The sequence below is a fragment of the Blastopirellula retiformator genome, from assembly GCF_007859755.1.
In the GTDB taxonomy this organism is placed as follows: Bacteria; Planctomycetota; Planctomycetia; order Pirellulales; family Pirellulaceae; genus Blastopirellula; species Blastopirellula retiformator.
The window spans coordinates 249,571-272,269 of the sequence record NZ_SJPF01000003.1 but is presented as its reverse complement, the minus strand read 5'-3'; the positions used below and the strand labels follow the sequence as shown (position 1 = coordinate 272,269).

Genomic DNA, 22,699 nt, shown 5'->3' with positions numbered 1-22,699 from the left:
CAACGGATCCTAAGCCCCCCTGGGATACCGAGACTTTCCGGGAGCCTTTTTTTTTGCGCTCTCCCTAATTTTTCTGGCGACCCGGCGCCGCGCCGTTTCTCTTGAGCGCAGCCGCCGCCGCGAACATAATAAGGGCCAGCCCTGTCGGCGACGCCCCCGCTCCTTGTTCCAAAATCGCCGTTCGCCATGTTCGACCAATTCCGCTACCGCTGGATGCTAGCGTTTGTCGCGTCAATTTTTCTCGGCTTGCCGTCCGCTGCTGCGCACCAGTGGAACTCCACCGATGGAACCTTGCGCGGCGAGGCCAAATTACTGTCGGTCGATTCCGAGCGGGCCACGCTGAAGCTGCCTGATCAAAGCGTCGTCACGCAGCCGCTGGCCTCCCTCAGCCGCGCCGATCGCGAATTTATCGACGCCGCGCTCGCCAAGACCGATGCGATGCGGGCCCTGGCCTACAACCAGTCGCACTTGTTGCTGCGAACGATTGAGCGCAGCGACGAAATCCCCAACGGCAAATGGCGTTCGGCGGCCGATCCGTCGCTGGTGCAATTCGCCATCCCGGCCGACGTCCACATTCCGTTCAAAATCAGTCCGTCCGACAAGCATCCCGATTCCGACGAAACTTTCGTCTACGCATCGAGCCCTAGTCCCTTCGTCTTTCACGCGCCGACGCGAACCGTCTGCGATCTGCGTAACGGCGAATATCTCTCGCTGAGAAAAGCGCCGGCGCAATTTGCTGCGTCGGCGATTTCGCCCGACGGCACGCAGCTGGCGTTCTTGTTGACGCGGGCCGTCGGCGCCCTTGAGATCAGCGTGGTGATCTGGGATGTCGCCCTCGACGCGCAGGTTCGCACCATCACGTTGCCGACGCTCGACGACAACAATCCTCGCTTCGACCTGTTCGACTTCGCCGGAGCCGGCCGCATCGTCGCCAAAGAATTTTCGGCCAAGCATATTCTCAACATCACGCTCAGCGACGGACTGATCAAAAAGCTGCCGTGCGACGGCAGTTCGGCCACCGACGGCGGCTTTGTGCTCAGCCCTGGCGGGCAGTTCCTCTTCTTCTATCCCGACATGGGCGAATCGGACAAGCTGCTGGTGTACGATCTGATCACCAGCAAACCGCATGGCCACCTGATGATCCCACCTCATCCGCAAGGCCCGGTCGAAAAGACGATCGCGCACATCAACACGGCGATCGGTCTGAACCAATATCGCCGCGCACGACTCTGGATCGACTCGGCCGACGGCATGTCGGTTTCGCCAGATGGACGCTACTTGATGTTTTTTCTGGAACGCCACTACAGCGGAGAAGCGGTCTGCTACGACGTGGAGCGCGGCGCCATCGTCGGTCACCAAGATCTTGGAGACGACCAGAATCCAGACGCGATCACATGGTACGGCGAAAACCGGGGCTGCGTGTTGGACGGCAAGACGTTCGTCGACCGCAAGAGCTGCGAGATCTGCTACGAGCGAACTCGGCCGCCGGGTGAGATGTACGAATCGGCCCGCTTCGTCGACGTCGACAAATTGGCGTATGTCGATCGCGAGGGACTGCACGTGGTTCGCATAAGCCAATGGGAGATGGAGAAACGGACCCAGGGGTACGCCGCCGGCGCGACCGACGACGACGCCGACCTGCCGATCCTGACCGCGTCGCCTAATCCGTCGGCGCCGAAGCCATGGCAGGTCAAAGCGGCCGCTCCCTTGACCGTGGCGCCAGCGACCGTCGTCGCCCCGCCGCAATCGGCCAAATTCAGCGACAATGTGCCGCAGCCGCGGTGGAAAGAGGCCTGCGCCACCGACAGCGGGCGAATCGTCGTCCGGGACCGCGACAAGGGCGTGACCAGCTTCGATATGAAGACGGGGCTGCGGGCTCGCTATGTCCCGCCAGAATTGACCAACGCCGACGTGCATGACGTCTCGGCCAGCGGCCGCTATGCTCTGCTTTCGCTGGGGAGCAGGTATCGGCTCGACGTCTTCGACGCCGCGACGATGAAACCGTACGCTTCGATCCGGACCAGCAGTAAGCTGTTCGATCGCAAAAACGAGGTCGTCTGGGGCGGGCTGATCGATGACCAGCACATGGCGGCGGTGACCCAAGGGGGCGTGCTGACCTGCTGGACGATTCCGAGCTGCCATCAGGTCTACAGCGTCCAACTGCCATTCCTACCAACGAGCGCCGTGCTCAGTCCACAGCGCGAACGCATCTTCATTTCGGGCGCCCCGAGCGACGGCATCGCGATCCTTGACTCGGCGAGCGGTGATGCGATTGGAGGCCTGAGAGACAACACGCTCGGCGGCTTTGAGGGGAAAATGGCGGCGGCCGCCTTTACGCGCGATGGCAAGAAGCTGTCGGTCGCCTACGAAGCGGCCGGCGACCCGCTTTTTTCGACCTGGGACTTAGAAGCCGGCCTGGCCATCAAGCATGTGAAAAGCGAGCTAATGGTCCAGCGGCTCGCCTATTCCGATCAAGGAGACCTGCTGGCGATCGTTCGCGACGGGTACCGAAGCAACGCGGTCCTGTTCCAGAATGGATCGCTCGGCGCGCCGCAAGCGATTCAACCTTCGACCTCCCGCGGCTCGTCGCCAGAGTTCGTCATCGCTGGTCGCAAGATTTGGTACCTGGATGACGGTCGCTTGTTTCCGCTGCCAATCCCGACGCTAGCTGCCGGAGGATCGCGATGACCCGACTTCTTGTCCTGTTCGCGTTGGCCGGCGGCTTAAACCTGGCAGGCGTCACCTCAGCCGCCGCCCAGTCGCATCACTGGGATTCGGCCGACGGTAAGTTTTCGATCGATGGCAAGCTCTTGCGCGTCGAGAAAGGGGAGTGCGTGATCCAAGCTGACGACGGGCGAGAAATTCGCGTCGGGTTTGGCCAACTCAGCCTCGCCGATCTGGCCTACGCCTCGGATTGGAAAAACGGCGTGCTCCCCCAGCCAGCCAAGCCGGCCGCGCCCACCTCGGGCGGTTTCGCGCCGCCTCGCCGTCCGTCACGGCCGCCGATGACGCCGGCCATGCCGCAGCCCTCGCCAAGTCCAACGCCAACGCTGCAGCCAGAGCCGTCGATCCCATTCAAGCCGCCGACGTCCAAGGTCCCATTATCCCAGTTTCCGCCAGCCCAAACTCCGGCCATGACGCCTCCCGCAGCGCGGCCTTGGAAAACCTTGCCGATCGCGGGGCGTCAGTTGTTCGCGTCCGAAGCCGTCAGCCCCTGGCTGATGCAACTACAACAGCGGCAGGTCAAGGTGTTTGACCTGCGAACGCCGGAGGCGCCGGTTCGCGATTTTCTGTTCGATGGGCCAAGCTACCTGGGCGCGATCAGCACCAGCGGCAAGTGGGTCGCAGCAGCCGCCAGCGATAACAGCGGCTTCTTCATTGCGGAACTTGCCAGAGTGCCTCTAAAAAACAAGCTGAATATCACCCGGCTAGGGCGAATCGATCAGTTGGTCTTCGCGGGCGACGATCGCTTGTTGCTGGTCGATGGCGGCCAAACTCCCAAGGAGATCATCGCCATCGACCCGCATGGCATGTTCATCAAGTGGAGGATGAAGGCCGAGTTTGAAACGCTGGTCGTCAGTCCGTCCGGCAAATGGTTCGTGCCGCTGGCGCAAAAAGGCGACATCCCGGTCTACGATTGCCAGACCGGCAAACAAGTTCGTCTGCTCAAGACCCCTCAGACACGCGACCTGGGCGTTTTCTCGGCCGACGACAAATTCTTTGCGACGCTCGACACAAAAACGGGCTCCGGCTTTATCTTGGCCAAGTGCAACCTCGAGACGCAGCGCCGCGAACTGACCAAGGCGTCAGGCTCCGCTCCCAATTCGATGCGCGAACCGCTCGGCCGTTGCCTGCAGTGGCCTGACTCGCAGGGGCCGATTTTCGTCGGTCGCGGCGTCATGATCTACGCCGATCCGGTAGGCAGCATGCAAGAGTTCGTCTGGCCGACCGGCGTCACGATCACCGGCCCGGTTCGCTTTCTCTCACCCACGGTCGCCTTCGGCTTTACCGACACCGCAGGCTACATCAACTACGACCCGCGCTAGCGGACCGCTAGGTAGATCAACATTCCGCCGCCGACCAAAAAGCACCACCACGCAAAGTAGTGCAGGCGCTTCTTCTCTAGCACGCGCACCAACAGCGCGATCGAAACGTATCCGACCACCGCGGCAATCAACGCGCCTCCCAACAATTGCGACAGCGGAAGTTGCGGGCCCACCTCGGCGTCGCGCATGCGCTGTAGCACTTCCCAGGTGGTCGCTCCTAAGATCGCCGGCAGCGCCAGTAGGAAGGAAAAGGTCGCCGCTTGTTGCGGTTTCAACTCGGTTTTCAGCCCCGCGGCGATCGTCATGCCGCTGCGTGAAATGCCGGGCAAGATCGCGATCGCTTGGGCGATGCCGATCCCCAAGGCCTGGAGCCAGGGGAGTTTACGGTAATCCGCGTCGCCGCCAGCCTGGCAACTGGTCCACAGCAGCAGCCCCCCGGTAGCCAACAAACAGATTGCCGCGACCAGCGGGCTCTCGAGTATTTGGTCCAAGTCGGTCGCTTTCAGTATCAGCGCCGCCGCGACCGCGGGAATCGTCCCCAAGACCAGCAGCGCGACGACGCGGCGATCCTCAGAGAGGAGCCGCAAAATTTCGCGCCAGTAGTAGGCGACGATCGACGCGAATGTTCCTAAGTGCAGAAATATATTCAGTTCCACCACATCGAACTGCTCGGCAGTCACCCCCAGTAGGGTCGCCAGGATGACGACATGGCCGGAAGAACTGATCGGCAGGAACTCGGCGATCCCCTGCACGATCGCCAAAACGACGATTTGCCAAAAAGACGTATGCACAATCTTTTATCGAGTCTTCTGGTTAGGAAAAATAGGAAATCATAGCATCCACCGGAACGTGGGGCAGGCAACTGCCGAGCTAGCGATTGGCATTTACCAACCCCCTTCGAAACATTAGTCTGGATCGTCTGATTGTGGTGGGAAGTCGCACGCTTTTAGAGTCAAATGTGCTGTTAGTGCGCTGATCGTTAAGATCAGTGCAATTCGTAGCCGCCCCCGCACCGCCACATTGATTCCTTTGGCGCTGATGTCCATGCAAGATCGCCGTCCTACGTTTTTCCAACGTTACTCTCTCCTCATTTTGATGGCGGTCTTCTTCCTGATACCGTTTGCGCTACGCGGTGCGCGACTGTCTCTGGAGAAGATGAAGAACGACGTCAAAGACTGGCTTCCAGACGACTTTACGGAAACGAAAGACCTGGCCTGGTTCCGCGATCACTTTCTGGGTGAGCAGTTCGTCTTGATCAGTTGGGAAGGATGCACGGCCGACGATCAGCGGCTGCAACTCCTCTCCGAAAAGCTGGTTCCCACCGCCGGCGAAGGGGGCGATAAAAAGTTTGGCGCCCAAGTCGCCGGACACGACGAGAACTTCGCCGGCGATCGCTACGGACTCTACCTGACCGGCGAACTTTACGAGAACTGGGGAGGAGAGAACGAGAAGTGGTTCAAGGGAACAGGGGAGAAATGGTACTACCTGCTGCCCGACGGTGAGCTGCGCCGCTGGAATGGCGGCAGCACCATGCTGGGCGCCATGTATCGCATTGGCGAACAGGCGCTGACCGGCGGTCATAAACTCTCTGGCGAGTACGCCGCCACCGTCGATCCCATCTATTACAAACGCCCGGCAACCTTGCAGGCGCATCTCTTCAAATCAGTTGTCACCGGTCCGCAAGTGCTGGCCCAACTGGCCGAGCCCGGCGGTTCGCTGTTGCGTGACGAAGAGAACGCCAACAGCGCCGATCTGGCCGATGCCGATCGGATCGCGCACCAACGACTCGAAGGGGTCCTGTTTGGCCCCGATGGCGAACAAACCTGTTTGATCGCCACCCTCAGCGACGCCGGCAAGGTCGATTTGCGGCGTACGTTAGGCCGCGGCTTTATGGGCCGTCCGCTTGGTCGGTTGCGGCAACTGGCGATCGAAGCCGGCATTCCGCAAGAGGAATTGCACTTGGGCGGTCCGCCGGTCGACAACGTCGCCATCGACGAAGAAGGTGAAATCACGCTGGCCCGCTTAGTGCTGTTTGCGGTTGGGGTCGGCGTCTTCCTGTCGTACCTCTGCTTGCGCAGCGTCAAGCTGACGATCATGGTCTTTTTCGTCGGCGGCGTCAGCGCGATCACCAGCATGTCGCTCGTCTACTGGCTCGGCAGCGCTCCCGATGCGGTGCTGATGTCGATGCCGGCGGTGGTTTATGTGTTGGGCTTGGCCGGCGCGATCCACATCATCAACTACTACAAAGATGCGGTCGAAGAAAACGGCATCCATGGCGCCGCCGAGATGGCGGTCTCGCATGGTTGGCGTCCCTGCTTGATCGCCGCGGTCACCACGGCGCTCGGCCTCGGCTCGCTGGCGACCAGCAACATCGCCCCGATCAAAAAGTTCGGCATCTTCTCAGCGCTGGGCGTGATGGCGACCTTGCTGCTGTTGTTCACTTACTTGCCGGCCGCCCTGCAGCAATGGCCGCCGAAGGTGAAGAAAGCGAAGGATGGCGCCTTGCAAGCCAAGTCGCCGATGACGATCTGGATGGAGAAATTCAGCCTTCGCGTCGCCGACTTTATCATCGCCCGCAGCACCGTGGTCGCCACCGCTTGCTTCATCGCCTTCCTGATCTTCGGTTATGGACTGACGCGGATTAACACGTCGGTTCAGTTGCTGAAGATGTTCGACAGCGGATCGGAAATCATCCAGGACTACGCCTGGCTGGAAGAGAACATCGGCAAGCTCGTGCCGATGGAACTGGTCGTTCGCGTCGAACCGAGCCTGCAGGGTCACACCGGCGACGAGCAACCCTCCGATCCCGAGGAAGCGGCCGAAGAGAAATTCAAATACACCTTCCTGGAACGGATGGAAATGGCCGAGCGCGTGCAGAACGCGGTCGAGCAGGTCCTGGGCCCGCAAGGTCGCGACCTGGTCGGTAACGGCATGAGCGTCGCCACCTTTGCGCCGGTACTGCCGGAGTCAGGCGGTTCGTTCCGCGACGTCGCTATCCGGGGCGCCTACAACCGCCGCTTGGAAGAGCACCGCGAAGAGTTCCTGAAGACCGACTACCTGCGGACCGAAGAAGAGTCTGGCGCCGAACTCTGGCGGGTCAGCCTGCGTCTGGGCGCTTTGCAAGACATCGAATATGGCCGGTTCGTCGCCGACCTGCGCGAAATCGCCGAACCGGTGATCGCCGCCTATCGCAAACGGGACGAGATCCTCCGCACGATCGACAAGGACAACGCTGGCCAAGGTTTCGCCAAGGCTGGCGTTACCCTGCTGGGCGCCAACTTCATGGCCTACAAAGAGCAAGCCGACAAGGCCGAAGCTGGCGAACAGGTCGTCTACAAGCTCGACCCGCAAAAAATCTATGCCGAAACCCTCTTCGACCTGCTGGCCAACGCCCGACTAGAAGTCCACTACTTCGATCCAATCGGCGATAGCCTGCATCCTGAAGGGAACTCGCAAGGTCGGCTCGACCTGTTGATGGATCGCGACCAGTACTTCGTCGTGGTCGCCGATTCGCCCAAGTACGACCTCGCCGCGATCGAGTCGGCCGGCAAGACGGTCATCGACGCGACCCACTACAAATACGATCCCACCTCGCCGATGTTCGCGGTGACCGATCCCGATTTGCCCGAACTGACGATCGTCTACACCGGCGTCGTGCCGGTCGTCTACAAGGCGGCCCGGACGCTGTTGTCGAGCTTGGTCGAAAGCACGCTGTGGGCCTTTGGTCTGATCGCGCTGGTGATGGCATGGGTGCTGAAGAGCGCCCGAGCCGGCATCGTGTCGATGTTGCCCAACGTCTTCCCGGTGGTGCTGATCTTCGGCTTCATGGGGATGACTGGCATCGAAGTCGACATCGGTACGATGATGACCGCCAGCGTCGCGATGGGGATCGCGGTCGACGATACGATTCACTTCCTGACTTGGTTCCGCTGGGGCCTGGACAAGGGACTCAGCCGTCCCGACTCAATTCGCGAAGCGTACCGCCGCTGCGCTGTGGCGATGATGCAAACCACCATCATCGGCGGCGTCGGCCTGTCGGTCTTCGCAGTCAGTTCGTTTACGCCGACGCAACGTTTTGGCTACCTGATGGTTTCGCTGCTTGCAGCGGCGCTATTAGGAGACCTTGTCTTCTTGCCGGCGCTATTGGCGGGTCCGCTCGGCTCGATGTTCCGCCCCGCGAGAAAGGCGCACTTGGGACACGATCCCAGCGATGACGAAGCTCGCCATGATTCGGAAGAGGATCATGACTCGCCGAGCGTCATTCCGGTCGCCATCCATCGGAGTGAAGAAAACCACAACGAAAACGGCCACGGCGACTCCGGCAAGCGAACCGATTCGCACTACCGCAGCGGAAAGAGCGGATAAGAACTCGGAATACTAACCCGAGGCGCGAGCCGAGGGAATGCGTTCCGCGCAATGACGATTGTCGAAACCAGAATGACGAAAACGCCTCGTTATCGTACGCGGCGTTTGCCTTTGATCGAAATAAAACGTTCTTCCGGCAGCAGGACGTTGGTGACGCGCATGCCAAACTTGTCGCCGATCTTGACCGCTTCGCCTTGAGCGATGCGATGCTCGCCTACTTCCAGGTCGATTGACTCTTCGCACGACTTGTCGAATTGAATGATTGAGCCGATCCCCAGCTCGGTGATCTCGCTGACCCGCATCCTCTTGGCCGCCAGCGTCACGTGCACTTCGACGGCGATCTTCAGCAGGCTCTTGGCGTAATGCGGCAAGCGGCCGTAGCTGGATGATCCAGCTGGTTGCGGTTGCGGCGGCGGAGTCGCTGGCGCCGCTGGCTGCGGCTTTTCTTCGACGTTCAGCTGCGGATCGTTCTTGGGCGTGTCGGTCGGTTGCTGCGGCGCGGCGTTCGACTTGAAGATCGCGTCTCCCTGCGGCGCCGGCCAAACCAGCAGCGCTTCGCCCGCTCCCTTTTCGCCCGACAGCGGCAGACTGACGCAGGCCGAAGCGTCGGCGCAGCCCCCTTTTTTCAGGCCGGCCTGGATGTTGCCGATCTTGCCCGCTTTGAAGTCAAGCGGCATGAACTCTTCGGGCAGCAGCAGCATCCCCAGCTCTTGGGCCAGGGTCGCCAGCTTGCTTTCGCCGGTCGCGTCAGGCTCGGCATACCAATCAGGCAGCAGCCCCGTGCTTTCCGGAATCAGGACGACCGCCGCTTCCAGGTCGACCTTCAGCAAGATCGCCAGACCCGGCTCTTCTGGGGCGACGGCCGACGAGTAGGCGCCGGCTTCGCCGACTCCCAGCGTCATGGTCGATCCGAGCGCGCGGCTCAGCGCTTCGCTCGCTTCGTCTTTGCCTTCCTGACAAGCGGCGACGACTTGGTCCTGGATTTTCGCGGTGAAATCAGCCATGCGTTTCCAAAAATTCGATCGATGGGCGGCGGCGCGGTACAACAATAGCTCGTCTTCCTTTCATCGACCGCGGCCGCGGTAAACTTTACCCAATCCGCAAAGTCAGCAAAATCCACTAGCAGCTGATCACTCCCATGGACGATTCCTTTGAAGATCCGCCCCCCGCTGCTAGCAAGTCTACCCCGCGGAAGTTTCAGTTCGGCCTTTGGCAGATCCTGGCGCTGACGCTGGTCGTCAGCGTGATTGCGGCCTGGTTGCGGCTGCTCCCGTTTCGCGAAGAACATTTGTGGGCCTACCTCCTCTACTTCGGCAGCCTGGCGGCTTATGTCGTGCTCCGCATTCCCTTCGTCACCGGCCAGGTGATCCGCGCCCGGAAAGAGATGGCCCAAAAGAAAGCAGCGGCGATCGCCGACGCCGAACAAGCCCGGCAAAGAAAGAGAGCCGGGGAGTAGATCTCGGCTATGGCGCCAACGTGCTGTGGGTTGGGTGCAGCGAAACGCTGGCCCAACCATGCGTTTGCAAGCGCCTAGAAGACATGCTCTTCTCACGCAGACGCGATCAGAGCGTGCCGCCAATTGGCGGTTACTTCTTCAACAGCTCATCCAGCGCTTCGATCACTTTCTGATCGTGCCCGTCAACCTGGACCCGTTTCCAGACCTTGGCGACTTTGCCGTCGGCGTCGATCAAGAAGGTGCTGCGCTGGATCCCCATCGAGACCTTGCCGTACATGTTCTTCTCACGCCAGGCGCCATACTTTTCGGCCACCTTGTGTCCGACGTCGGCCAGCAGCGGGAAGTTGAGCTTGTACTTGTCCCGAAACTTGACGTGGCTGTCGACGTCGTCGGGGCTGACGCCAAAGACCTTGGCGCCGCGCTTAGTCAGCTCTTTCTTTTGATCGCGGAAGGCGCACGCTTCTTTGGTGCAGCCCGGGGTGTCGTCCTTTGGATAGAAGTAGAGGACGACCGGCGAGCCGGCCAGTTCCGACAGCTTGACCTTCGAGCCGTCATCCGCGGCGAGCGTAAACGCCGGAGCTTTCTTGCCTTCTTCAACCCAATCCGCCATGGTGCATTCTCCTGATTCTAAAACGACAACCAACGATAGGAGATATGGTAGCCGTCGCGCGCGAAATGCACACCCACGCTGGGCGAGTAAATAAAGAAGAGGCTCAGTTTTCGCCCCTAAAAGCCTTGTGGCGCTGGTTCAAGCTCGCGTCTTAGATTGTCGAGCGCCTGCTGGTACGGTCTCTGCGGATCGACAAGGAAATAAAATACATTCGCAACCCAAACGAACCACAAGCAAAAGAAACCAACGATCGCACAAATCCAAAAAAGTTGATTTGGCTTGATCTCAATTTTCACTTCAACTTCATACTGATTCTCGTTGCGTTTTCGAACCTCAACTACGCTATTTCCTTCGAAGATAAAGTCGAACTGAACTCCGGCGAAGCCTTCGTGAATTGTTAATGTAGTGCCGTTTTCATTGAGCTGACCACCAACGCGCCGAAATGCATTTACCACCGCAGGCATAATCTCGGCGGGAGCTCGCTGGCTATGAATCGAGGTGGAGAGAAAGAAATCGCGTTCGAACATCTAGTCACCTTTGCCCTGAATTCGTGCTGATAACGGCGTTGAGTTCTAGCGAAGATTATGGCCAACGACGTAAGCCCCCTCAATAGAGCGTGTCCTAGCAGTCCGTTGATTTTCTCGACGGACTGCGTGATCGCACGGATGCGATCCAAAAATAGCGACGCAAGTCGTTATTTTGCGAGCCGCGAAGAGGCTATGCTCTGAGCCTGGCGAGGTTGGAAAATGCCACGATGGCATTTTTCAACAGGCAGCTAGAAGAACCGAATGCACAACGGATATTGGTACCACACCCCCTCATTCGCTTTGACCGCGGCGATGATCGGAGCGACGATGGCAAAGGCCCCCACCAGGATCAACACCACAATTCCCACGCCAAAGGCACAGGTCAAAACGACGCCGATGATCGCATAAATGAGTATCGTCAGCTGGAAATTGATCGACTCTTTGCCGTGATGATCGATGAACGGCGATTCATCCTTTTTCATCATCCACATCACCAGCGGCGCGATCACGTTGACCAGCGGAATCGGGACGACATAGCCGGAAAACGAGAGGAGATGGCAGAGCATCGCCAGCGTGCGTTGTTCAGATTCAGGGATTTCCGGTTCCATCGGATCTCTTCAGTGGGGGGGATTTCGTCGATCGGAAAGAGATTCGCCCCCGCAGGCGAAATCTTGCCGAAAAAATGTTCGCGACTTCCGCTATACTTTACCCGTAAACCGCCTCCGAAATCAAAACGCTCGCTCACTACGCATGGACGCTTCCGCATCTTCTTCCCCGTTACCCGACGCCCCCTGGCGGCGGAAGTTTCAGCGACAGATTCTCGCCTGGTACGCCGGCGCAGCCCGCCATCTTCCCTGGCGCGAAAATCGCGATCCGTATCGCATCTGGATCAGCGAGATCATGCTGCAGCAAACGCAGGTCGCTACGGTCCGGGGGTACTTCCAGCGGTTCATCGCCGCCTTCCCCATGGTCGCCGATCTGGCCGCCGCCGACGAGGCCGAAGTGCTGCGGCTGTGGGAAGGGCTCGGCTACTATCGCCGCGCTCGCCAACTGCACGCCGCCGCGCAAGAGATTGTCGCCGAGCATGACGGCCAGTTCCCCCGCGACTTTGACGATGTCCTCGCGCTGCCAGGCATCGGGCGCTACACGGCCGGCGCCATTTGCTCGATCGCCTACGACGCCCAGGCGCCGATCCTCGAAGCGAACACCATTCGCCTGCACGCGCGGCTGCTCGCCTATCGCGAAGATCCGACCAAGACCCCCGGCCAGCGGCTGCTGTGGCAATTTGCCGAGCATATCCTGCCCACTTCCGACGTCAGCAGCTTTAACCAAGCGCTGATGGAACTGGGGAGCGAGATCTGCACGCCCCGCAATCCGCAGTGCGACGCCTGTCCGGTGGCGACGCTCTGCCAAGCCCGCCAGGAAAACGCCGTCGCCCAGATCCCGGCCCCCAAAAAGAAGATGCAGTACGAAGACCGCGTCGAGGTGGCGATCGTCGTACGGCGGAAGAAAGAAGTCCTACTCCGCCAATGTGGCGAAGGCGAGCGCTGGGCCGGGCTGTGGGACTTCCCCCGCTTTCAGGTCGCCAGTGAGGCCGATCTGGTCAGCGGCCAATTGGCGTCGCAACTGCAAGAACGCACCGGCCTGTCAGCCGCTATCGGTTCTCGGCTAACGACCATCAAACATGGCGTAACCCGCTACCGGATCACGCTCCACTGTCACGAAGCGGAAAGAGCGTCCGGCCGTCTGCGCAAAGACGAAACCGCCCCGCTGGTCTGGGCGGCGGTCGATCAGCTGCACGACTTCGCCCTGAGCACGACCGGGCGGAAAATTGCCCGGCTGTTGGCGAAATAGTTAGGCTTGCGCAAGCGAGTCGTGCAGGTCCCCTTCTTGGCGTTCGGTTGGGCCTGCCCATCAAACTGCCAGCGGAGACGCTTGTCACTTCAGGTCGATCAAAAACTGATTGTCGCCCTCCTTCACGTCAAATTCCAATCCGCTCGTCGAAAGCTGGCGATACTTGAAGGGAAACTCCGCGACCTGTTTTTTCGGCTTCGCCGAATTCTCCAGCATCTCCTCGGCGGACAGTTCGTCTTCCATGCCAAGTTGCGATTCAGGGGGCTGAATCATGACGCGATAGACGCCAATCGGAAGATCGCCGTCATTCAGCGAGTCGATCGAGAAGGCGCCTTGCTCGTCGGTACCGCCATAGGCGGCGGTACCGTTTAACGAATGCAAGAAGACAACCTGCGTTGCGGGCGACAAAATCCGCCCGTTGTTCTTCAACACGCCGCTAACTCGACCTGTTGGCCCCATATCCTTCGCGCTATTGCACCCCAACGTCATCAGGGCGATCGCCACGATTAAGAAACTCTTGAAATTCATAGGAGGATTCGCCTACAAGAAGTGAATTCAGCGGAACGGAGCTTAAAACTGGGCATTGACCTGACCATCGTCGCGGGTCGCCAATTGCTTGAGCGTTTCAAGGAAGACGGTATCGGGGATGAACTGAACAGATCCATCCGCGAACGCGGTCATAACGCCCCCGGGATGCTCGGAACTCAACGGATTGTTGGCGCCGACGTTGCTCGCCATGCCAGGAAACAGCTGATAAGCGAAGGGAGCCTGATTGGGCGAATAGCGAATGGTGTTGGTGTTGAAACATCGCATGTCGCTGCTGTTCGCCCCGGAGTCTAGATTGGGCGGATAGCCGGTCACACGATTTCCCATCAACCAACCATGGTCGGTACCAGAGGCCGTGGGATAGCTGCGATCGTTGTCCAGACGTATCAGGCCGCCCGACATCTCTCCCAGAATCACGGTGTTTGAGGAGCCATCGGTACAGAAATTGAAGCTGGTGGAATAGTTGGGCAACATCATGCCGCCGCCAGAAACCAATGTGGGCTGCCCACCCACGGTCACAGTCGCAATCCGCGATTCTGTGAAGGAGGTAGGCTCAGCACATCCCGAGATCCCTGCGTAGTGCGCAAACGATTCGTACCCATTCGACTCTGGTCCTGCTGACGAAGGACAGCGCATTGCCGAAATCGGCCCCGCGGCAAGTACCGGCCCCTTGTTCTGGTCACCAGCGCTCCCCGAGCCTTCGTCGATATAGCCTGGCGACTCGCCAACCCAGACCATCTGATCGTACAACGAACGTTGTTCAAAGAAGGCCAGCATCATGCCATAGAAACTTGGGCCAAAGCTGTTTCCACTGCTTCCCCCGTTCCGCGGTACCGTCGAACTCACGCTACCAGGCGGAAACGCCAAAAACTGATCATGGTAGTTGTGCAGCGCCAGCCCCAGCTGCTTTAGATTGTTGCTGCACTGCATGCGGCGAGCCGCTTCCCGAGCTTGCTGCACTGCTGGCAACAGAAGCGCGATCAGCACTCCAATAATTGCGATCACGACCAACAGTTCCACCAAGGTGAAACCGCGACGAAAACGGACCTGTTTCATCGAGAATCTCCGAACGAAAAGATGAAGAGAGGAGAGCCGCCACAGGACCAAACTCCCGTGTCGATACTTCTATTCCGCCGGCAGGGACACAATTCCCCTAAAAAATTTAAAATATTACTCACATCTCGTGGAGACCGTTATCCTGAGGAATTCGGGATCTTTTCGCGGCGATGGCAGTTTTATGCCGGGGAAACCCGATCATTCGGGGAGAATACAAAGAGGAGCGGCATCCGGCTCTTCCCACCCCAGTCGCCAGCAACGCGATGTCAAAGAATCTTCCCGTTAACAACGCCGATCCAACGACCTTTGTTGAGTTAATCGTCAAGCATGAACGGCCGCTGATGCGTTATATCCGCTGTATGATTCCACATCTGGCGGATGCGGAGGAGATTTACCAATCGACGGCAATCTTGTTATGGGAAAAGTTTGCAGAATACGATCCACAGCGCGACTTCCTCCCGTGGGCTCAGCGTTTCGCCTACTTCGAGATCCTCAAGTTTCGTCGCAACGCGGCTCGTCGCCGAATGATATTTAGCGAAGAGACGCTTCAGGCGATTGCCGATACGCATTCCGCGTCGAGCACGACGCTTGAGCGTCGCAATCGGGCCTTACAGGCATGCCTGCAGAAACTGCCGCCCGGCGAACGCAATTTGTTGCGAAGTCGTTACGAATCGCGTGAGACGATTGGCGCTGTGGCCGAAGAGTTGAAAATCACGGCAAAGTCCTTGTACCGCCGCTTGGATCGGATTCGTGAGAAGTTGTCGCAGTGCGTCCGGCATCATGCGAAGCTGCTAGAAGAGTAGTTGGATATCTCGCCTAACAAATCAAAATCGATGCCTCAGCCAGCTCACCAACTTGATCGAGAAGCGGCTCGCCTGTTCGCTCAACTGGCGACCGGCGAAATGTCTTCGACCGACTTCGTTTCGTTAGAGCGGCGCCTGCTGAACGATCCTGAATTTCGCCAGGCCTATGTCGAGCAAGTAGAGCTTGACGCCGAGATCGAAAACCAACTTTGCACGCCTCAGGTCGCAACGGCGACGGTGCACCCGACTCCTTATTTTCTGCCGGCGACGCTGGCGCTCGCCGCGTCGTTACTACTGCTCGCAGCGATGCTCGCATTGGTGCTGCTGCGCGACTCTCCGGTCGCATCCGCTCCGCTCAGACTGGAATACGTCGAGGCGCAGCTTCGCGGTCTAAAACCAGTCGCTATCGTGACGCAAGTTTCAGAAGACTTTCCTCTCGACGACAAGTCAATTCAGATTGGCGATCGGGTCAAGCCGGGCTCGCTTCGCATCAACGGAGGAGAATTGCAGCTGGAGTTCCTTTCTGGCGTCGCGATCCGCTTGAGCGGACCAACCGAAATCCATCTCCTGGCGCAAGACAGCGCAACGCTGGTTCATGGGCATGCCGCGGCAATTGTTCCGCCCAACGTCAGCAACTTTACGCTGAACGGTCCCATCTCGGCGATCGCGTCTGGAGCGAGCGAATTCGTTTACTCCACCATGTCTTCCAACCAAGCGCAAATCGACGTCTACGAAGGTGAGGTGATGACGTCGCTTTTAGGGGAAAGTGGAGATACGCTCTGGAACGAAATGGCCCGTTCCGAACAATCGGCTCGCTTCCAGGGCAAGTCGATTGAATTGGTCGACGCAACGTTCGCCGATACGGATCGCATTCGCGTTTTGCCCATTGATGACGTGCAACTCAGCTCGAGTGATCAGTACGCCGCCGCGATTCAGGCCGACAATCCACTCGTTTACTGGCGTTTCGACCCAGAGCAGCAACAAGGCGATCTGATCCGCAACACCATTTCGCAGCGCTACGCAGGTCTGATCCACAGCGACGATGATTCGGTAAGAATCGAACAGGGCTCTCTCCAATTCAAGCCCAGCGAGCGTTCCCGGTATTTCAAACTTACCGAACCGATTCCTGGTCTCAACTCTGGCGAATTCTCCATTGAGATGTGGGTCCGTCCTAACCGCATGCGTTGGGGAACGATCCTCGGGCTCTTGCCATCGACGCAAACCGACGAGAAAAGGGAGCTTCACCTGACGGTTCTGGAATTCGCAAACCAAACGAACCTCGTTCATCGTCCGGCGACGATGCGTTTTCTATATCGTTATCCCTCCACCACGTTCGATGGCGGCATGAACATTTTTAGCGCCGACAGCTGCACCCCCGGCTTATGGCATCACGTGGTGGCGGTGAAATCGAAGACGGGGATCTCCTTCTATCTTAACGGAAAGCGGCGCCAGGTTCTCGACGTGCTTGAATTTGAGGACGAGGGAGCTTACACCGCAGTTCTAGGTCAACTCGATACGATTCGAGCCGAACGCCAATTTGACGGAAATGTCGATGAAGTTGCGATTTACTCGCACGCGTTGTCGGACAAAGACGTAGAGCGCCACTACCAAATCATGACCGGCCCATCCCCTCGCTAATCCTCCTTTCCCGCCATGCCCATGAAATCCCTTTCGACATTCGCGTGCCTTGCCTTGCCGCTGCTGATCGCAGCGCCGGCCGCAGCGCAGAAAAAGCTCGACTACAACCAAGACGTGCGGCCGATTCTCTCGGAGAATTGCTTCTACTGCCATGGTCCCGACTCGGCCCATCGCCAGGCCGATCTGCGGCTGGACGAAGAAGCGTCGGCCAAAGAATATGCCCTCATCCCCGGCGATCTCGACGGCAGCGATTTCTATCAGCGGATCATCAGCGACGACGCCGATCTGCAAATGCCGCCGCATGAGTCCGGCAAAAAGCTGAAGCCCGCGGAAGTAGCGCTGCTGAAGCGGTGGATTGAAGAAGGCGCCGAGTATGCGCCTTACTGGGCCTATGTGACGCCGCAGCCGCACGCCGCGCCGACGGTTGACAACGACGCCTGGTCGCAAACCGAGATCGATCGCTTTCTACTCGACAAGATGAAGTCGGTCGACCTCTCGCCTGCTGCCGCTGCGGACAAGGTGACCCTGCTCCGCCGCGTAACGTTCGACTTGACTGGTCTGCCGCCCACGCCCCAGGACGTCGACGCGTTTCTCGCCGACGACTCGCCGGACGCCTTTGAAAAGGTCGTGGACCGGCTTCTCGCTTCGCAGCACTACGGCGAACGAATGGCGGCCTATTGGCTCGACCTGGTCCGCTACGCCGATACGGTCGGCTATCACGGCGATCAGGATCACAACATTTCGCCCTATCGCGACTATGTGCTCGACGCGCTGAACGACAATCTGCCGTTTGACCAGTTCACCCGCGAACAACTGGCCGGCGATTTGTTGCCCGGCAGCACGATCGATCAGAAAATTGCGACCGGCTATAACCGCCTGTTGCAAACGACGCACGAAGGGGGCCTGCAGCAGAAGGAATACCTGGCGATCTACGCCGCCGACCGCGTCCGCAACGTTTCGTTGGTCTGGATGGGCGCCACGGTCGGCTGTGCGCAGTGCCACGACCACAAGTACGATCCCTACTCGATCAAAGACTTCTACGCCCTGGGCGCCTTCTTCGCCGACGTCGACGAAGCGCGGCACTTTACCCAAGGAACCAACGCCCTGCCGACCAAGCGGCCGCCAGAGATCAAGGTCAACACCCGCCGCGAGCGGGCCGAACTGGCTCGCCTGGAAGCGGAACTATCCGAGCTGCGCCGCAAGCGAGACAACGAAACGACAACCGAAGTCGCCGTGAAATCGGACGAGAAAAAAGAGCAGGAAGCGGCGAAAAAGCCGCCCATGTCGCCCGCAGAAAAGAAGCTGGTCGACGCGATCAAGCGGCTCAACGACGCCGCCCGACTGACGATGGTGACCGAGTCGATCGCACCGCGTGAGATGCGGGTGCTTCCCCGCGGCAACTGGCTGGACGACAGCGGCGAGATTGTGACCCCGGCGATTCCGGAGTTTCTGGGCGAGGTCAGTGCCAGCGGCGATCGCGCCACGCGGCTGGATCTGGCCAACTGGCTGGTCGACGTCGAGAACGGCGCCGGCGGGCTCACCGCTCGCGTGATGGTCAATCGGCTTTGGTACTTGTTCTACGGCGTCGGTCTGTCGAAGAGCCTGGACGATTTCGGCGGTCAGGGGGAGCCCCCGGTTCATCCCGAACTTCTCGACAACCTGGCGATCGACTTTGCGACCGACTGGGACGTCAAGCGAATCGTCAAACGGATGGTGATGACCGCCGCGTATCAGCAGTCGTCGCAAACGACCGCCGAGGTGCGGCGCGCCGATCCGTACAATCGCTATTACAGCCATCAGTCGCGACATCGCCTGCCGGCCGAAATGGTCCGCGATAACATCCTGGCGGTCAGCGAATTGCTGAACCTGGAATATGGCGGACCGAGCGTCAAACCGTACCAGCCGGCCGGCTACTATCGCCACCTGAACTTCCCGAAGCGGAAGTACGGCGCCGACGCCAACGACCAACAATGGCGCCGCGGCGTCTACGTCCATTGGCAGCGACAGTTCTTGCACCCGATGCTCAAAGCGTTTGACGCGCCGAGTCGTGAAGAATGCACCGCGCAGCGGCCGCGGTCGAATACGCCCCTGGCCGCGTTGGTACTGCTGAACGATCCGACCTTTGTCGAAGCGGCTCGGGCTTTCGCCACGCGAATTCTGACCGAAGGCCCGAACGAAGACGCGCAGCGCATCAACTTCGCCTTCCGGCTCGCTCTGTCGCGCGACGCTCAGCCGCTCGAGCAAGAGGTGCTGACCAAGGTGCTTGCCGATAATCGCAACATCTACCAGGCCGATCCCAAGGCGGCCGCTGAGCTGTTGAACGTCGGACTGCAGCCGACCGACAAGCAGGCGGACGCCGCCGAACTTGCCGCGTGGACGCAGGTTGCCCGCGTGATCTTGAACCTGGACGAAACGCTTACCCGGAACTAAGTCGCATGAACCTAGACCACTACGCTGACGCCGCCGTTTCGCGCCGCACCTTTTTGTCCAACGTCGGATTTGGGCTCGGCTCTACCGCGCTCGCTTCGCTGATCGCTGGCGATTCGCTGGCCGCTGGCAGCGCGCCGGCCGCCGGAATCCCGGGGCAACCAGGTTTGCCCCACTTTCAGCCGAAGATCAAGCGGGTGATCTTTCTCTGCATGTCTGGCGGCCCGTCGCAGTTTGAAACCTTCGACAACAAGCCGGAACTGACCCGCTTGGATGGCCAAGCGATGCCCGAATCGTACACCGCCGGCCAGCCGATCGCTCAGCTACAAGGCAAAGAGCTGAAATGCCTCGGCGCGATGACCAAGTTCAAGAAGTATGGCCAGGGCGGCGTCGAGATCAGCGATTTCCTGCCGTGGCACGCCAAGATGGCGGATGACATCTGCGTCGTCCGCTCGATGGTAACCGAGCAAATCAATCACGACCCGGCCCACACCTTCATGAACACCGGTTCGGTAATCAGCGGCCGGCCTTCGATGGGATCGTGGATCAACTACGGCCTGGGGAGCGAAACGAACGAGTTGCCAGGCTTCGTCGTCTTGAGTAGCGTCGGCGGTCGCAACCCGCAACCGATCGCCTCGCGACAATGGGGCGCCGGCTTTTTGCCCAGCCGCTATCAAGGGGTCGAGTTCAGCTCGACCGGCGACCCGGTCAGCTATGTCCGCAATCCGCCTGGCGTCAATGCCGGCCAACAGCGACAGATCGTCGACGCCGTCGGCCAACTCAATCGCCAACGGCTTGATCAACTGCAAGATCCCGAAATCGCGACCCGGATTTCGGCCTACGAAATGGCGTACCGCATGCAAATGTCGGTGCCGGATCTGACCGACATGTCGGATGAGCCGCAGAGCGTACTCGACATGTATGGCGCCACGCCGGGCGATGGTTCGTTCGCGTCAAACTGCTTGCTCGCCCGTCGGTTGGCCGAGCGGGGCGTTCGCTTCATCCATCTCTATCACCGCGGCTGGGACCACCATGGCGACCTGAAGAAGTTCATGGGCGTCTGCTGCGGCCTGACCGATCAGCCGACCTATGCTCTGGTACAAGACCTGAAACAGCGGGGCATGCTGAAAGATACGCTGATCGTCTGGGGCGGAGAGTTTGGCCGGACGCCGATGTTCCAAGGCAAAGGAGGCGTCGGCCGCGACCACCACATCAAAGGCTTCAGCATGTGGATGGCTGGCGGTCCCGTCAAAGGGGGAACCACCTACGGCGCGACCGATGAACTCGGCTACAACGCCGTCGAAAACGTCGTCCACGTCCGCGACCTGCACGCCACGATGCTCCACTTGCTCGGCATCGACCACCACCGCTTCAGCGTCAAGTTCCAAGGGCTCGACATGAAGCTAACCGGCGTCGAGCCAGCCCGCGTGGTGAAAGAGGTCTTGGCGTAGGACCCTACGCTTTGGTCGCTAGAAGCTGCCGACGGGGCTCAGCAAAAACTCCGGCGTCTCGGGCGTCGGCGTTTCTTCTTCGTCGTCGCCGCGATCGCGGTAGATGTGCACGATCCGGGCACGTCCCAGGTACTGGTAGCTCGGCTCGGGGTACTTCGTCTTGCGCGGCGATTGGTCGATCGCGAACTCGTGGATCAGGACCCGCACCTTCGGCAGGCCCGAGAAATGGACTTCTTCCAGCGGTCGTCGCCCGGCATCAATGTCGTACCGCTCAAACATCACTCGCAATACGCGCCGGACTGCGTAGAAGTCGACGCCATCTTCGACAAAGATCAGGTCGACCCCCAGCGCTTGGCAGATCTCAAAGAAGTGATGACGGACCGAACGGGGCATCACATCGCGATACAGCGGCGGGATCACATCGAGGGAATTGGCGTCATCGGTCGAGACCACATCGCGGGTCAGTCCCGGGAAGAACCAATAGTGCGGCGCCAGCCAATAGCCGCTGCCGTCACGATCCTTACGAGCCGCCGCGCGGCGGAAGATCAACTCGATCCCTTTTACCAATACCCGCCGCTTTTGCACCTGATCGCGACGCAAGATGCGGACCATCGTCTCTTCCGCCTTCAGGTCGTCCAGGTGCAAGCAAATCACGTTTGACTCGCTCGCCGCGGAAGTCGACTCAGCGATCTGCAGTCGCACGTCCAAGCGATCAGGCGTCGTCGGGGCGAAACGGACCTTCCACCGATTGCGCCGCGCCACTTGTCGCAGTTCGCGGCGTTGGCGAGGACGATCGACGCCGGAGAAATGTAGCTGTAGCGGCGCTTCCCGCGAAGGATCGCTGACCCGCGCCAGAAAGTAATGCGATTCCATCAACAGCGTCGAAGCGAGATAGGCGAACGAGCCATACCAGATCGCCAGGCGTCCCAGCCCAGTGCTGATCGGCGACGATTCAAAATGCGAAGGCAGGCCAATCGCTTCGCCTCCCAAAGCAATCGCCACCGGTATCGCTGGAACCATGCCGACCAGCAAGTCGGTCACCGTCAAGAACAGATACATCGGCATCGAGCGCACGTCGCTGCCTGACTTCCGCCACAAACAATCAGGCCGCCAAGCCGGCGTAAACCAATTGGCGCCCAAGCTAAGCGTCAGCGCAAAACCCCAAATCGCGGTCGCGATCCAGGTGGGCGCCAGCAACGTAAGCGCCAAGACTCCGCCAGCAACGACCGACGCAAAGGCGATCGACCAGCGAAACGACTCCCGCTCTGGTCGCTTGCCATACACCAGCAGCGCGTCAAACAACACAAAGCCTGGCGAGAAGGCCGCCCCAAACACCAGCAATAACAATGCTCCCCATACCGCCGCCGTCGGCGCCAGGTAAGCGAGATAGCTGACCAGCGGCACGGTCTCGCGGAAGGTGACTCCGCTTAAAGTGGCGAAGAGCGTCGCCACCGCTAGAGCGAGCACCGCCAACAGCGGCGCGATCAGAAACAGTCGCGGCAGCCCGCGATCGATCGCCGGCGAGCGGCGTAGGTCGAGCCCCCAGTCATACCGCACGGCCGCAGTGATCCGGTTCCACAGCCGTCGCAGCTGTCGCGACAGCGACGAAGCCCACCGTACCCGACGGCAAAAGTAACGCGAGAAGACCAGGCGGACCGTCGTTACTAGCAAGATCGCAAAGGCCAGGTCTTTTAGTTCGGTCGAGTCGTTCCGGCCGACCCATTCGATGCCAGCCAGAATCGCGATGACCGCCACCAGGGTCGTCGTCTCGCGCAGGTTCCACGCCGACATCCGGCGGACGCCTGGTCGCTTTCGGAAGATCGCCGCCAGCAAGCCTTTAGCCATCGTCATCCATGGGGTGGAAACTAGGCGTCGCAGGCGACCGCAAGCTATTCGGCCTGGCAGGTCTCTTCTCGAGCG

Annotated in this window: 17 protein-coding genes; 9 read left to right on the top strand and 8 right to left on the bottom strand. The window is 59.8% G+C overall.

The window, feature by feature from the left end:
• The first annotated feature begins 186 nt into the window (after positions 1 to 186).
• Positions 187 to 2,688, top strand: a complete 2,502-nt coding sequence (locus Enr8_RS12865) for a WD40 repeat domain-containing protein (protein ID WP_146432123.1) — start codon at positions 187 to 189, stop codon at positions 2,686 to 2,688.
• Positions 2,685 to 4,046 (top strand): WD40 repeat domain-containing protein, encoded by a 1,362-nt coding sequence (locus tag Enr8_RS12860; protein WP_146432121.1) that lies wholly within the window; start codon positions 2,685 to 2,687, stop codon positions 4,044 to 4,046. The genes Enr8_RS12865 and Enr8_RS12860 overlap by 4 nt, the downstream gene beginning before the upstream one ends.
• Here the strand turns inward: Enr8_RS12860 and Enr8_RS12855 are convergent.
• Positions 4,043 to 4,837: an undecaprenyl-diphosphate phosphatase gene (locus tag Enr8_RS12855; protein ID WP_146432119.1), complete on the bottom strand. Its 795-nt coding sequence runs from the start codon at positions 4,835 to 4,837 to the stop codon at positions 4,043 to 4,045. The two genes, Enr8_RS12860 and Enr8_RS12855, sit on opposite strands and share 4 nt — an antisense overlap.
• 247 nt (positions 4,838 to 5,084) lie before the next feature.
• On the opposite strand from Enr8_RS12855, the gene Enr8_RS26175 reads away from it, so the two are divergent.
• Positions 5,085 to 8,411, top strand: a complete 3,327-nt coding sequence (locus Enr8_RS26175) for an efflux RND transporter permease subunit (RefSeq protein ID WP_246120072.1) — start codon at positions 5,085 to 5,087, stop codon at positions 8,409 to 8,411.
• 89 nt (positions 8,412 to 8,500) lie between these two features.
• On the opposite strand, the gene Enr8_RS12845 is transcribed toward Enr8_RS26175, so the two are convergent.
• Entirely contained in the window at positions 8,501 to 9,415 is a 915-nt protein-coding gene (locus Enr8_RS12845; protein ID WP_146432117.1) for a FliM/FliN family flagellar motor switch protein, read from the bottom strand.
• Positions 9,416 to 9,549: 134 nt separating this feature from the next.
• On the opposite strand from Enr8_RS12845, the gene Enr8_RS12840 reads away from it, so the two are divergent.
• The gene (locus Enr8_RS12840; protein WP_146432115.1) at positions 9,550 to 9,867 is read left to right on the top strand and encodes a hypothetical protein; all 318 of its coding nucleotides are present in this window, start codon (positions 9,550 to 9,552) and stop codon (positions 9,865 to 9,867) included.
• Positions 9,868 to 9,997: 130 nt separating this feature from the next.
• On the opposite strand, the gene bcp is transcribed toward Enr8_RS12840, so the two are convergent.
• From bcp to Enr8_RS12825, 3 genes are all read right to left on the bottom strand, one after another.
• Positions 9,998 to 10,477, bottom strand: coding sequence for a thioredoxin-dependent thiol peroxidase (gene bcp, locus Enr8_RS12835; RefSeq protein WP_146432113.1), 480 nt, complete (start codon positions 10,475 to 10,477; stop codon positions 9,998 to 10,000).
• Positions 10,478 to 10,593: 116 nt separating this feature from the next.
• Entirely contained in the window at positions 10,594 to 11,004 is a 411-nt protein-coding gene (locus tag Enr8_RS12830) for a hypothetical protein (RefSeq protein WP_146432111.1), read from the bottom strand.
• 248 nt (positions 11,005 to 11,252) lie between these two features.
• Complete coding sequence (locus tag Enr8_RS12825; RefSeq protein WP_146432109.1) at positions 11,253 to 11,612, bottom strand: DUF4870 domain-containing protein; 360 nt, start codon at positions 11,610 to 11,612, stop codon at positions 11,253 to 11,255.
• A 142-nt stretch (positions 11,613 to 11,754) separates the two neighbouring features.
• Between Enr8_RS12825 and mutY the strand changes: the two genes are divergently transcribed.
• The gene (gene mutY, locus Enr8_RS12820; RefSeq protein ID WP_146432108.1) at positions 11,755 to 12,858 is read left to right on the top strand and encodes an A/G-specific adenine glycosylase; all 1,104 of its coding nucleotides are present in this window, start codon (positions 11,755 to 11,757) and stop codon (positions 12,856 to 12,858) included.
• Between the two features lie 84 nt (positions 12,859 to 12,942).
• Here mutY and Enr8_RS12815 read toward each other — a convergent pair whose 3' ends face one another.
• Positions 12,943 to 13,386 (bottom strand): hypothetical protein, encoded by a 444-nt coding sequence (locus Enr8_RS12815; protein WP_146432107.1) that lies wholly within the window; start codon positions 13,384 to 13,386, stop codon positions 12,943 to 12,945.
• A 42-nt stretch (positions 13,387 to 13,428) separates the two neighbouring features.
• Complete coding sequence (locus tag Enr8_RS12810) at positions 13,429 to 14,460, bottom strand: DUF1559 domain-containing protein (protein WP_146433322.1); 1,032 nt, start codon at positions 14,458 to 14,460, stop codon at positions 13,429 to 13,431.
• A 263-nt stretch (positions 14,461 to 14,723) separates the two neighbouring features.
• Between Enr8_RS12810 and Enr8_RS12805 the strand changes: the two genes are divergently transcribed.
• From Enr8_RS12805 to Enr8_RS12790, 4 genes are read left to right on the top strand one after another with little or no spacing between them, the layout of a single operon-like run.
• Positions 14,724 to 15,263 (top strand): sigma-70 family RNA polymerase sigma factor, encoded by a 540-nt coding sequence (locus Enr8_RS12805; RefSeq protein ID WP_186767624.1) that lies wholly within the window; start codon positions 14,724 to 14,726, stop codon positions 15,261 to 15,263.
• Positions 15,264 to 15,293: 30 nt separating this feature from the next.
• A complete protein-coding gene (locus tag Enr8_RS12800) occupies positions 15,294 to 16,901 on the top strand; it encodes a LamG domain-containing protein (RefSeq protein WP_146432104.1) in 1,608 nt (535 codons plus the stop codon).
• A 15-nt stretch (positions 16,902 to 16,916) separates the two neighbouring features.
• Positions 16,917 to 19,331: a PSD1 and planctomycete cytochrome C domain-containing protein gene (locus Enr8_RS12795; protein WP_146432102.1), complete on the top strand. Its 2,415-nt coding sequence runs from the start codon at positions 16,917 to 16,919 to the stop codon at positions 19,329 to 19,331.
• Between the two features lie 5 nt (positions 19,332 to 19,336).
• Positions 19,337 to 20,779, top strand: a complete 1,443-nt coding sequence (locus Enr8_RS12790; protein ID WP_146432100.1) for a DUF1501 domain-containing protein — start codon at positions 19,337 to 19,339, stop codon at positions 20,777 to 20,779.
• Between the two features lie 18 nt (positions 20,780 to 20,797).
• Here Enr8_RS12790 and Enr8_RS12785 read toward each other — a convergent pair whose 3' ends face one another.
• Positions 20,798 to 22,624, bottom strand: coding sequence for an MFS transporter (locus Enr8_RS12785; RefSeq protein ID WP_146432097.1), 1,827 nt, complete (start codon positions 22,622 to 22,624; stop codon positions 20,798 to 20,800).
• Positions 22,625 to 22,699: the final 75 nt, after the last annotated feature.

Bases quoted from the DNA above. Each gene is read 5' to 3' on its own strand.
- Enr8_RS12865 (WP_146432123.1), top strand. From the start codon at position 187: ATGTTCGACCAATTCCGCTACCGCTGGATGCTAGCGTTTGTCGCGTCA.
- Enr8_RS12860 (WP_146432121.1), top strand. From the start codon at position 2,685: ATGACCCGACTTCTTGTCCTGTTCGCGTTGGCCGGCGGCTTAAACCTG.
- Enr8_RS26175 (WP_246120072.1), top strand. From the start codon at position 5,085: ATGTCCATGCAAGATCGCCGTCCTACGTTTTTCCAACGTTACTCTCTC.
- Enr8_RS12845 (WP_146432117.1), bottom strand. From the start codon at position 9,415: ATGGCTGATTTCACCGCGAAAATCCAGGACCAAGTCGTCGCCGCTTGT.
- Enr8_RS12840 (WP_146432115.1), top strand. From the start codon at position 9,550: ATGGACGATTCCTTTGAAGATCCGCCCCCCGCTGCTAGCAAGTCTACC.
- bcp (WP_146432113.1), bottom strand. From the start codon at position 10,477: ATGGCGGATTGGGTTGAAGAAGGCAAGAAAGCTCCGGCGTTTACGCTC.
- Enr8_RS12830 (WP_146432111.1), bottom strand. From the start codon at position 11,004: ATGTTCGAACGCGATTTCTTTCTCTCCACCTCGATTCATAGCCAGCGA.
- Enr8_RS12825 (WP_146432109.1), bottom strand. From the start codon at position 11,612: ATGGAACCGGAAATCCCTGAATCTGAACAACGCACGCTGGCGATGCTC.
- mutY (WP_146432108.1), top strand. From the start codon at position 11,755: ATGGACGCTTCCGCATCTTCTTCCCCGTTACCCGACGCCCCCTGGCGG.
- Enr8_RS12815 (WP_146432107.1), bottom strand. From the start codon at position 13,386: ATGAATTTCAAGAGTTTCTTAATCGTGGCGATCGCCCTGATGACGTTG.
- Enr8_RS12810 (WP_146433322.1), bottom strand. From the start codon at position 14,460: ATGAAACAGGTCCGTTTTCGTCGCGGTTTCACCTTGGTGGAACTGTTG.
- Enr8_RS12805 (WP_186767624.1), top strand. From the start codon at position 14,724: ATGTCAAAGAATCTTCCCGTTAACAACGCCGATCCAACGACCTTTGTT.
- Enr8_RS12800 (WP_146432104.1), top strand. From the start codon at position 15,294: ATGCCTCAGCCAGCTCACCAACTTGATCGAGAAGCGGCTCGCCTGTTC.
- Enr8_RS12795 (WP_146432102.1), top strand. From the start codon at position 16,917: ATGCCCATGAAATCCCTTTCGACATTCGCGTGCCTTGCCTTGCCGCTG.
- Enr8_RS12790 (WP_146432100.1), top strand. From the start codon at position 19,337: ATGAACCTAGACCACTACGCTGACGCCGCCGTTTCGCGCCGCACCTTT.
- Enr8_RS12785 (WP_146432097.1), bottom strand. From the start codon at position 22,624: ATGGCTAAAGGCTTGCTGGCGGCGATCTTCCGAAAGCGACCAGGCGTC.